Source organism: Teichococcus deserti (assembly GCF_001982615.1).
In the GTDB taxonomy this organism is placed as follows: domain Bacteria; phylum Pseudomonadota; class Alphaproteobacteria; order Acetobacterales; family Acetobacteraceae; genus Pseudoroseomonas; species Pseudoroseomonas deserti.
Genome location: NZ_MLCO01000228.1, coordinates 1 through 9,343 on the forward strand (window position 1 = coordinate 1; position 9,343 = coordinate 9,343).

Below are 9,343 nucleotides of genomic sequence, written 5' to 3' on the forward strand. Positions count from 1 at the left end.
GCCCCGCGCCGCCTGGCGCAGCAGCCGATCCCGGCGCCGCCCCCCGCGCCGCCGCCGCAGCCCGCCGCCGCCCGGCCGCCGCTGGTGGCCGAGCTGTCCCATACCCGCGTCGAGATCACCACCGGCTTCAGCGGCACCGAGGTGCTGGTCTTCGGCGCCACTGAGCGGCTGCTGGGCGAGGGCGGCGACGACGTGCTGGTGGTCGCCCGCAGCGCCGTGCCCGAGCCCATGGTGGTGCGCCGCAAGACCCGCGTGCTGGGCTTCTGGATCAACGGCGCCTCGGCCCGCTTCCGCCAGGTGCCGGGCTTCTACCTGCTGACCGGCACCCGCCCCCTGCACGACATGATGGAGGAGGAGGAGCGGCGGACCAAGCAGCTCGGCCTCGAGCATCTGCAGATGGCCGCCGCCGGCAACCAGGACGAGGAATTCCGCGCAGCCCTCCTGCAGCTGAAGCAGAGCGCTGGGCTGTGGCACGAGGAGGACGAACCGCTGCGCGTCTCCGGCGCCCGGCTGTTCCGCGCGCGCCTGCCGCTGCCGGCCACCGTCAGCACCGGCGACTACCGGGTCGAGGTGATGCTGGTGCGCGACGGGCGGGTGCTGGCCCGGCAGGAGCTCGGCTTCACCGTGAACCGGGTCGGCACCGCCGCCCGCATCGCGGATATCGCCGATGAGCGGCCGGTGGTATACGGCCTGCTCTGCATCCTGCTGGCGGCCTTTGCCGGATGGCTGGGCAGCGTGCTGTTCCGGAGGGGATGAATGCCCGAAGCCGCCCGCCGCGACCGGGTCTTCCTGGTGGTCGTCGATGACAGCCAGGAACGCCATATCGCGCTGCGCTATGCCTGCCTGCGCGCGAAATACGGCGGTGGCCGCGTCGCCCTGCTGCGGGTGATCGAGGCCGAGGGCACCGTCGAATGGGCCGGCGTCGGCGCCATGCTGCAGGAAGAGCGCCGCGAGGAGGCCGAGAAGCTGCTCTCCGCCCTGGCCGCGGAAGTCCAGGAGATCACCGGCGGCCTGCCGATCCTGCTGATCCGCGAGGGCGATCCGCGCGACGCGCTGCTGTCGCTGCTGGAGGAAGACCCGCGGCTGTCGATCCTGATCCTGGCCAGCGCCTCCAACGGCAGCGGGCCGGGTCCGCTGATCACCGCGCTGACCGGCCGCTACGCCCCGCGCCTGCGGGTGCCGATGACCATCGTCCCGGGCAACCTGGACGACAAGGAGCTGGACCGCGTCACCTGAATGGCGGCCCTGCCCCCGCCATGGGTTGCATGGCGGCGCCGGATCACCCAGATGCGAGGCCGAGACGAGGCCTGACGACCCCCCAAATTTCGTGAAAAGCCGAGAGCGATGTTCATCGAGACGGAAGCGACGCCCAACCCCGCCACCCTGAAGTTCCTGCCGGGGCAGGACGTGATGGGCGCGCGCGGCACCGCCGACTTCACCAGCGCCGAGACCGCCGGCCGCAGCCCGCTGGCCGAGCGCCTGTTCGGCCTGGAGGGCGTCGCCCGCGTCTTCCTCGGCGCCGACTTCGTCACCGTGACCAAGGCCGAGGACACCGACTGGCAGGCGCTGAAGCCGATGGTCCTCGGCGCGATCATGGAGCATTCCATGGCCGGCCGCCCGGTGGTGCTGGACGCCGAGGCCGAGGACGACGCCTTCGAGGACAGCGACCCGGCCGATGCCGAGGTCGTCGCCCAGATCAAGGAGCTGCTCGACACCCGGGTCCGCCCGGCGGTGGCGGGCGATGGCGGCGACATCGTCTTCCGCGGCTTCCGCGACGGCGTGGTGAAGCTGCATCTGCAGGGCGCCTGCTCGGGCTGCCCCTCGTCGCGCGCCACGCTGAAGCACGGCGTCGAGAACATGCTGCGCCACTACGTGCCGGAAGTGATCGCGGTCGAGCAGGTCGACGCCTGATCCCCTGTCGGACAATCTGCGCCCGACGAAGCCCGGCCATCGCGCCGGGCTTTTTCGTGTCCGGGGCCTTTCATTCACCCCATGAATGATGATGATCCGGCGGCGGGGATTGGCAGGAATTGCCGCGGCCCTCATCCTGTGTGCAACGCACACAGGAGCGACGAGACCCCATGGCCGACCCGATCGACAGCGCCGCGCTGGACACCCTGTTCAACACCGCCCGCACCCAGAACAAGTGGACCGACCGGACCGTCTCCGACGAGACGCTGCGCCAGCTCTACGACCTGGTGAAGATGGGCCCGACCAGCGCCAACTGCCAGCCGGCCCGCTTCGTCTTCATCCGCACCCAGGAAGGCAAGGAGAAGCTGCGCCCGGCGCTGAGCGCCGGCAACCTGGACAAGACCATGACCGCCCCGGTGACGGCGATCATCGCCTGGGACGAGAAGTTCTACGACAAGCTGCCGGTGCTGTTCCCGCATGCCGACGCCAAATCCTGGTTCACCGGCAGCGCCGCCTTCGCCGAGGCGACCGCCTTCCGCAACTCCTCGCTGCAGGCCGGCTACTTCATCCTGGCGGCGCGGGCGCTCGGCCTCGACACCGGCGCGATGAGCGGCTTCGACGCCAACAAGGTGAACGACGCCTTCTTCGCCGGCACCGGCTGGAAGGCCAATCTGCTGGTCAACCTGGGCTATGGCGACCCGGCCGGCGTGCAGGGCCGCCTGCCCCGCCTGTCCTTCGACGAAGCCGCCGACCTGGCCTGACCTTTCTGTCAGTTCCGGGCGGCGGCAGCCGCCCGGGACACCCTTCATTCGACGCGGATGCCCTGCCGCTCGATGATCCCCGCCCAGCGCGCGGATTCGGCCTTGATGCGGGTGGCGAACTCGCCCGGCGCGTTGGGCAGGTAGATCAGCCCCTGATCCTCCAGCAGCTTCCTCACCGCCGGCAGCGCCGCGGCCTCCGTGTAGGCGCGGTAGAGCCGGTCGACGATCGGCTGCGGCGTCCCCGCTGGCGCGATGACGGCATACCAGGTGACCACGTCGATCTCCGGATAGCCGACCTCGGCCAGCGTCGGCACGTCCGGCAGCTGCGGGATGCGCGTCGGCGTGGTGACCGCCAGCGGCTTGACCATGCCGTTGCGGATCGGCCCCAGCATCAGCGGCAGGGTGTCGAACATGGCATGCACGTCGCCCGACAGCATGGCCGGCAGGGACTCGTTGGTGCCCTTGTAGGGGACATGCTCCATGGCGATGCCGTCGCGGGCGCGGAACATCTCGAAGATCAGGTGCTGCGCCGTGCCGACGCCGACCGAGGCGAAGTTCAGCTTGCCGGGGCGCGCGCGGGCCAAGGCGATCAGCTCGGCCACATTGCTGGCGGGCAGGTCCTTGTTGGCGACCAGCACCAGCGGCGAGGCGGCGAACATGGTCACCGGCACCAGGTCGCGCGCCGCGTCATAAGGCATATTCTTGTAGAGATGCGGGAAGATCGTCAGCGGGCCCAGATTGCCCATGCCGATGGTGTAGCCGTCGGGCGCCGAGCGGGCGATCTCGGCGACCCCGATGCGGCCGCCGGCGCCGGCCTTGAAGTCGTTGACGATGACCTGGCCCAGCGCCTGGCCGACCTGGTCGTTGAAGCCGCGGGCGATGACGTCGTTCAGCCCGCCCGGCGGCCAGGGGATGACGAAGCGCACCGGCCGCGTGGGCCAGGCCGCTTGCGCCCGCGCGCCGCCGGCCGCCATCAACCCGGCGGCCACACCGGCCGCCAACCCGCGCCGCGTCAACTCAGTCATTGCTCGATCCCCAGCGAAACGTTCCGCCGGGGCTTAGCAAGATCCGTGCGAGGCGGCAGCCCTCAGGCGCGGGCCGCCGCCATGGCCTCCGCCGCCGTCAACCGCCCGTCATAGAGCGCCCGCCCGATGATGGTGCCGGCGACATGCCCCGCCGCCTTCAGCGCCACGATGTCCTGCACCCCCGCGACGCCGCCCGAGGCGATCACCGGCGTCGCCAGCCGCGCCGCGATCTCGGCGGTCGCCGCGACATTGACGCCGCCCAGCATGCCGTCGCGGTCGATGTCGGTGTGGATGATGGCCGCCGCCCCCGCATCCTCGAAGGACAGCGCCAGGTCGAGCGCCGAGACGCTGCTGACCTCGGCCCAGCCCTCGGTCGCGACCATGCCGTCCTTGGCGTCGATGCCCACCGCGACCTTGCCCGGGAAGGCCTTGCAGGCCGCCCGCGCGAATTCCGGGTCCTTCACCGCCGCCGAGCCCAGGATCACCCGCGCCACGCCGCGCGACAGCCAGGCCTCGACGGTGGCCATGTCGCGGATGCCGCCGCCCAGTTGCACCGGGCGCCTGGTGCCCTTCAGGATCGCCGCCACCGCCTCGGCATTGGCCGGCCTGCCGGCGAAAGCGCCATCCAGGTCGACCACATGCAGCCAGTCGAAGCCGGCCTCGTCGAAGGCCGCCGCCTGCGCGCCCGGATCCTCGGCATAGATGGTCGCCTGATCCATGTCGCCGCGCTTCAGCCGGACGACCTTGCCCGCCTTGAGGTCGATGGCGGGGTAGAGCTGGAAAAGGGACATGCGGGCAAGTTCCAGGAAAAGTCTGGGGCGTTGTCTAGCCAAGAGAAGCCAGGGGGCAAAGGCTGGGGGAATGAATTCCCCCCGCAAACGCACACGTTTGCGCCCATCTTTTTCCCGATGACCGGCCATTGAGGAACCAGAGCCCCACCTGGCCCGGAGACCGCGGCAGCACAGACAGAAAAAAGAAGGGGTCGAGGGGAATTCATTCCCCTCGCCTTTCAATCGCCTCTCTTCCGAGAATCCCAGATCCCCGCCACCGCGTCATAAGGCAGCGCCGCCGCCTCCCGCGCCCGCCACCACCAGCGTTCCTGCCAGCGATGCGACGCTTCCGGGGCCGGCGCGGCGCGGGCGGGCAGGCCGTAGATCCGCAGCAGCATCACGCAGCGCGGCAGGTGGTAGCCGCTGGAGGCGGCGAAGACCGGGCCGGCATGGTCGCGCAGCAGCACGGCGCAGGCGCGGGCGGAGCTCAGCGTGTCGGTGCCGGTGGTCTCCTGCAGGATGGAATCGGCCGGGGTGCCGAGGTCCTGCAGCAGGCGGGCCATGACGGCGGCCTCGGCCGGGCCGTGGCGGCCCTGGGCGCCGGTGGGGACGAAGAGCGCCTCGGGCGCGAAGGCCCGGGCGGCCATGACGCGGCGGCGGAGCGTGATGCTGGGGCTGCCGTCGGGGCGGACGGCGGCGCCGAAGATGACGATGGCCGGACGGCCGGCCGTCATTCGGGGGCGGCCAGCAGCAGGCGGTTCAGCGGCTCCAGCGCCTGGCGCAGTGCCGTGAAGTCGCGGGCGAAGGCGGCTTCGGCCACACCGTTCTTCGCCAGCTCGGCGCCGATCCCGGCGATGCTGCGGCGTCCGTCGATGCGGGCGAGAATGGCCGAGGCCAGGCGCGGCAGCGGCACGCCGAGCCGGATGCCGTCGAAGGTGACGCGCAGCACGCCATCCGACGGGAGGCCCTTGGCCAGCGTCGGGCCGTCGAGCTCGCGCAGGACGGGAACGGCGGCCGGGTTGTCCCAGTCGGGCGCCACGGCCTCGTCGCGGGTCACATAGGCGATGTGGATACCCATGTTGCCGGCCAGCGACTCGGCGAGCGCGGCGCGCTCCGTGGCGCCGAGCGTGGCGATGCGGGCGCGCAGCTTCGGGTCGGGCAGGTAGCGCTCGGGCTCGTAGCGCAGCGGCTCGACGAAGCAGCGCAGGCGCAGGCCCGCGCCCTCGATCAGCGCCGCCAGCTGGGGGACGCTGAAAGACACGTCACGCGGGTTCAGCAGCAGGTCGTAGAGCCCGGCATCGCCGCCATCCAGATGGTCGGTGATCCAGGGGTTGCGGCGCAGCCAGGCGGTCTCGGGCAGCTGCTTCCACAGGCGTTTCGCGATGTCGACGCGGGCGGGGGGCGCCTCGCTGTCGGGGGCCAGCAGGCGCAGCGCATCCTGCAGCATGTAGACGCCGGTGCGGCCATGCGGGGCATAGACCATCAGCCCGATGCCGCCGCCCGGGGCCAGGCTGCCGGCCAGGGCCGCCAGCCCCGCCGCCGGGTCGGGCAGATGGTGCAGCACGCCGCAGCAGTCGATGTAGTCGAACGGCCCCAGGCCCAGGCTGGGCAGGTCGAGCAGCGATCCGCTGACGAAGCGGATGTTCTCCAGCTTCCGCTGCTTCGCCCGGGCCTCGGCCACCGCGCGGGCGGCGGCGGAGCGGTCCAGCCAGGTGACCTCGCCCGGGCGGCCGGCGCTGGCCATCTGCTGCGCCAGCATCATGGTGCCGTCGCCGCTGCCTCCCCCCGCCATCAGCACGCGCAACGGCCGGCTGGCCGGGCGGCGGGCGCCGAAGATCCAGTGATCGACCTCCCGCAGATGGCTGGGGCTGCCGACAATCAGGCGCTTCGCCTCGTCCCGCGGGTCGCGCTCGGGATAGGGATAGGCCTCGTACTGGGCGGCAAGGCGGGCATCGGTGGCATCCATGGCTGACCGGATAGGCGATGCGGCGGTGTTGCGCCAGCGCAGGCTGCGCCCATCTTCAGCGCCATGCCCCCGATCGGCACCCTGTCCCGCATCGTCCTCGTGCTGCTGGTGGTCAGCGCCCTGGTGCGCATCGTGATCTTCGCCATGGAGCGCTGATCGCCTCGTGATCGCGCCCCCGCCGCCGGCCCGGCTATGACGGGGGTGCAACAAGCGGGGAAGCCGCCCTTGGCGAATGTCGTCCTGATGCTGCCCGTGCTGGCGATCGGCGGGCTGACCGCCGCGGCGCTGATCGGCACGATCCGCGACCAGCGGCGCCGGCCGCGCCGGCGCGGCAGCAACACCGGCGATGGCGGCAGCGGCGACAGCCATGACACGGGCTGGTTCGACAGCAGCGCCGGCAACAGCGACTCGAGCAGCAGCGCGTCCTGCGGCAGCGACAGCGGCGGTGGTGGCGATGGCGGCGGCTGCAGCAGCGACTGATGCCGCGTTGACCGGAGCCGCGGCCGGGTCCTAGGCTCGGCCCATGGCCCGCCGGGATCTCCGCATCGCCGCCCGACGCCGCCGCGGCCTTCCCGCGGCGGGCCTGTTCGTCATGGCATGCGCGCACCGACGAGGCTGAGAAGCCCGCCCGGTCCGCCCCCCATCGGACGACAGAGACCTCCGCAGCCCCCGCGCTCCGGGGGTTTTTTCATGGCCCCTGCCAGCGAGCCCTTCGACATGCAGCACGACCAGACCATTCCCGGAATGCGGCGGGCCACCCCTGCCGATGCCGCCCTGGTGCGCGGCTTCACCCGCGCCGCCTATGCCAAATGGGTCGAGGTGATCGGCCGCGAGCCCCGGCCGATGACCGCCGATTACGACGTCGCGCTGCGCGAGCACCGCATCGACCTGGTCGAGCCCGACGGCCAGCTGCAGGCGCTGATCGAGACCCATGCCGCGCCCGACCACCTGCTGATCGTCAATGTCGCCGTCGCCCCCGAGCACCAGGGCAAGGGCCTGGGCCGCGCCCTGCTGGCCCATGCCGAAAGCCTGGCGCGCGCGGCGGGCCTGGCCGAGATGCGGCTCTACACCAACAGCCGCTTCGCCTCGAACATCGCGCTCTATGCCCGCCAGGGCTACGAGCAGTATGCCGAGGAGGTGCTGCCGCCGCTCGGCATCGTCATCCACATGAAGAAGACGCTGCGATAGTCACAGCAGCAGGTCGCGCACCGGCTGCAGCGGTTGCGGCAGGTCGGCCTCGCCCAGCGATTCCAGCAGGTCGATCTGGATCAGCCGGGCCAGCGCGTCGATCGGCAGGTCGTTGACCGCGGTGCCGAAGGGCTCCTCCAGCTCGTCGCTGAGCTCGTCCAGCCCGAAGAAGGTATAGGCCAGGATGGCCACCACCGCCGGCGTCGCCAGGCCCAGCGCGCCGACATAGCCGAAGGGCAGCAGCAGGCAGAACAGCCAGGCGGTGCGGTTCAGCAGCAGCCAGTAGGCGAAGGGGGTGGGCGTGTTGCGGATCCGCTCGCAGCCGGTCTGCGCCTCGGTCAGCACGCCGAGCTGGGTCTCCAGCTGGGCATAGAGCGGCTCGCCGATGCGGCCCTGGCGCCGCGCCTCGGCGAGGTCCCGGGCGATGGCCCGCAGCGTCGCCTGCAGCGGGTTGCGGAGCGTCGGCGCCGCGGCGGCCTCGGCCTCCGGCAGCCAGGGGGCCAGCGCGGTGGCCGCCTGGCCCTGGCGCAGCTGCGCTGCCAGGCCGAGGGTGAAGCCGACCAGCCGGCGCACCACCCGCTGCCGCAGCGCCGGATCCTCGGGGAACAGCGCGTCCATGTCGCGCGCCAGGCTGCGCGCCGCCATCTCCAGCCGGCCCCATAGGCCGCGCGCCTCCCACCAGCGCGCGTAGCAGGTGTTGGCGCGGAAGCCGAGGAAGACGGACAGCGCCAGGCCCATGAAGGTGAAGGGCAGCGCGGTGATCTGCGGGAAGACCTGCGGCCAGCCCAGGTCGGCCGCCGTCAGCAGGGTGGCCAGCAGCGTCACCACCACCAGCCGGCCGAAGATCCGCGGCACGATGGAGCCGCGCAGGGTGAAGATGAGGCCGAGCGGCCCGGGACGCTTGCGCACGATCATGATCCGGGCAGTTTCCTCCGCGCGGCGGGGATGGGAAACTGCCCGCTTCTGCATGGAAGCTGTGCGATGCGCGTGCTCGTCCTCGAGAATTCTCCCCTGGCCCCGGTCGGCCATTTCGGCGCCTGGCTGCAGGCCGCCCGCGGCGCGACGCTGGAAACGGTGGCCGGCCCTGGCCTGGCCGCCGGCGCGCCGCTGCCCGAGGCCGACCTGCTGGTGACGCTGGGCTCGCCCAAGGCGGCCTATGATTCCGACGCCTGGATCGCCGCGCAGCGCGACCTGCTGGCGCGCTGGATCGCGGACGGGCGCGCGGTGATCGGCATCTGCTTCGGCGCGCAGATGATCGCCAGCGCCATCGGCGGCAGCGTCTCGGCCATCGGCCGCTTCCACGAGGGCTGGATGGAGACCGCGGAGGTCACCGGGCCGGTCTGGCGCGGGCCCTGGGTGCGCTGGCACGGCGACCATGTGGCGGTGCCGGAAGGGACCGAGGTGCTGGCGCGGTCGGAAGACACCATCCAGGCCTTCCGCCACCGCCGCGCGCTGGGGGTGCAGTTCCACCCCGAAGCCAATGCCGGCTGCGTCGCCGACTGGATCGGCTTCACGCCGGCCGGGCGCCTGGCCGATCCGGAGGCCATCCTGGCGGTCACGCGGGAGCGCGACGCCTCGCTGGCGGGGCAGCGGGAGGCGCTGTTCGCGGAGATGCTGCGGTTGGTGGATGTTCATTAAGTAATTGATTTAAGAGGAGAAAGGCCAGGGGAATGAATTCCCCTGGACCCCATCTTTTTTCTGTCTGTGCTGCCGCGCGCCAAC

12 protein-coding genes are annotated in these 9,343 nt (G+C 71.7%); 7 read left to right on the forward strand and 5 right to left on the reverse strand.

Features of this window, described 5'->3' with window-relative positions; translation table 11 throughout:
* The 4 genes from BKE38_RS21235 to BKE38_RS21250 all read left to right on the forward strand — a co-directional run.
* On the forward strand, positions 1-756 hold a 756-nt coding region (locus BKE38_RS21235), incomplete at its 5' end, for a TIGR02186 family protein (RefSeq protein ID WP_083747742.1).
* Positions 757-1,236, forward strand: a complete 480-nt coding sequence (locus BKE38_RS21240) for a universal stress protein (protein ID WP_076959243.1) — start codon at positions 757-759, stop codon at positions 1,234-1,236. It begins immediately after the preceding gene.
* Between the two features lie 108 nt (positions 1,237-1,344).
* Complete coding sequence (locus BKE38_RS21245) at positions 1,345-1,911, forward strand: NifU family protein (protein WP_076959244.1); 567 nt, start codon at positions 1,345-1,347, stop codon at positions 1,909-1,911.
* A 170-nt stretch (positions 1,912-2,081) separates the two neighbouring features.
* Positions 2,082-2,672, forward strand: coding sequence for a malonic semialdehyde reductase (locus BKE38_RS21250; RefSeq protein ID WP_076959245.1), 591 nt, complete (start codon positions 2,082-2,084; stop codon positions 2,670-2,672).
* A gap of 44 nt (positions 2,673-2,716) precedes the next feature.
* Here the strand turns inward: BKE38_RS21250 and BKE38_RS21255 are convergent, their stop codons facing one another.
* From BKE38_RS21255 to BKE38_RS21270, 4 genes are all read right to left on the reverse strand, one after another.
* Positions 2,717-3,697 (reverse strand): Bug family tripartite tricarboxylate transporter substrate binding protein, encoded by a 981-nt coding sequence (locus BKE38_RS21255; protein ID WP_076959246.1) that lies wholly within the window; start codon positions 3,695-3,697, stop codon positions 2,717-2,719.
* Positions 3,698-3,759: 62 nt separating this feature from the next.
* The gene (hisA, locus tag BKE38_RS21260; RefSeq protein WP_076959247.1) at positions 3,760-4,488 is read right to left on the reverse strand and encodes a 1-(5-phosphoribosyl)-5-[(5-phosphoribosylamino)methylideneamino]imidazole-4-carboxamide isomerase; all 729 of its coding nucleotides are present in this window, start codon (positions 4,486-4,488) and stop codon (positions 3,760-3,762) included.
* 218 nt (positions 4,489-4,706) lie between these two features.
* Complete coding sequence (locus BKE38_RS21265) at positions 4,707-5,201, reverse strand: YdcF family protein (RefSeq protein ID WP_076959248.1); 495 nt, start codon at positions 5,199-5,201, stop codon at positions 4,707-4,709.
* Positions 5,198-6,433 carry a class I SAM-dependent methyltransferase gene (locus BKE38_RS21270; RefSeq protein WP_076959249.1) on the reverse strand — a complete coding sequence of 412 codons (1,236 nt, stop codon included), beginning with the start codon at positions 6,431-6,433 and terminating at the stop codon, positions 5,198-5,200. Before BKE38_RS21270 ends, BKE38_RS21265 begins: the two co-directional genes overlap by 4 nt.
* Before the next feature lie 225 nt (positions 6,434-6,658).
* Here BKE38_RS21270 and BKE38_RS21275 point away from each other — a divergent pair, with 225 nt between their 5' ends.
* Together BKE38_RS21275 and BKE38_RS21280 are read left to right on the forward strand one after the other, a co-directional pair.
* Positions 6,659-6,913 carry a hypothetical protein gene (locus BKE38_RS21275; RefSeq protein ID WP_076959250.1) on the forward strand — a complete coding sequence of 85 codons (255 nt, stop codon included), beginning with the start codon at positions 6,659-6,661 and terminating at the stop codon, positions 6,911-6,913.
* Between the two features lie 210 nt (positions 6,914-7,123).
* Complete coding sequence (locus BKE38_RS21280) at positions 7,124-7,621, forward strand: GNAT family N-acetyltransferase (RefSeq protein WP_242662524.1); 498 nt, start codon at positions 7,124-7,126, stop codon at positions 7,619-7,621.
* Here the strand turns inward: BKE38_RS21280 and BKE38_RS21285 are convergent, their stop codons facing one another.
* Entirely contained in the window at positions 7,622-8,536 is a 915-nt protein-coding gene (locus tag BKE38_RS21285) for a bestrophin family protein (RefSeq protein ID WP_076959251.1), read from the reverse strand. It abuts the gene before it with no gap.
* Positions 8,537-8,602: 66 nt separating this feature from the next.
* On the opposite strand from BKE38_RS21285, the gene BKE38_RS21290 reads away from it, so the two are divergent.
* Positions 8,603-9,259 carry a type 1 glutamine amidotransferase gene (locus BKE38_RS21290; protein ID WP_076959252.1) on the forward strand — a complete coding sequence of 219 codons (657 nt, stop codon included), beginning with the start codon at positions 8,603-8,605 and terminating at the stop codon, positions 9,257-9,259.
* Positions 9,260-9,343 lie beyond the last annotated feature (84 nt).

What these genes read in the sequence shown, in the direction of transcription:
- BKE38_RS21240 (WP_076959243.1), top strand. Translation starts at nt 757, where the DNA reads ATGCCCGAAGCCGCCCGCCGCGACCGGGTCTTCCTGGTGGTCGTCGAT.
- BKE38_RS21245 (WP_076959244.1), top strand. Translation starts at nt 1,345, where the DNA reads ATGTTCATCGAGACGGAAGCGACGCCCAACCCCGCCACCCTGAAGTTC.
- BKE38_RS21250 (WP_076959245.1), top strand. Translation starts at nt 2,082, where the DNA reads ATGGCCGACCCGATCGACAGCGCCGCGCTGGACACCCTGTTCAACACC.
- BKE38_RS21255 (WP_076959246.1), bottom strand. Translation starts at nt 3,697, where the DNA reads ATGACTGAGTTGACGCGGCGCGGGTTGGCGGCCGGTGTGGCCGCCGGG.
- hisA (WP_076959247.1), bottom strand. Translation starts at nt 4,488, where the DNA reads ATGTCCCTTTTCCAGCTCTACCCCGCCATCGACCTCAAGGCGGGCAAG.
- BKE38_RS21265 (WP_076959248.1), bottom strand. Translation starts at nt 5,201, where the DNA reads ATGACGGCCGGCCGTCCGGCCATCGTCATCTTCGGCGCCGCCGTCCGC.
- BKE38_RS21270 (WP_076959249.1), bottom strand. Translation starts at nt 6,433, where the DNA reads ATGGATGCCACCGATGCCCGCCTTGCCGCCCAGTACGAGGCCTATCCC.
- BKE38_RS21280 (WP_242662524.1), top strand. Translation starts at nt 7,124, where the DNA reads ATGGCCCCTGCCAGCGAGCCCTTCGACATGCAGCACGACCAGACCATT.
- BKE38_RS21285 (WP_076959251.1), bottom strand. Translation starts at nt 8,536, where the DNA reads ATGATCGTGCGCAAGCGTCCCGGGCCGCTCGGCCTCATCTTCACCCTG.
- BKE38_RS21290 (WP_076959252.1), top strand. Translation starts at nt 8,603, where the DNA reads ATGCGCGTGCTCGTCCTCGAGAATTCTCCCCTGGCCCCGGTCGGCCAT.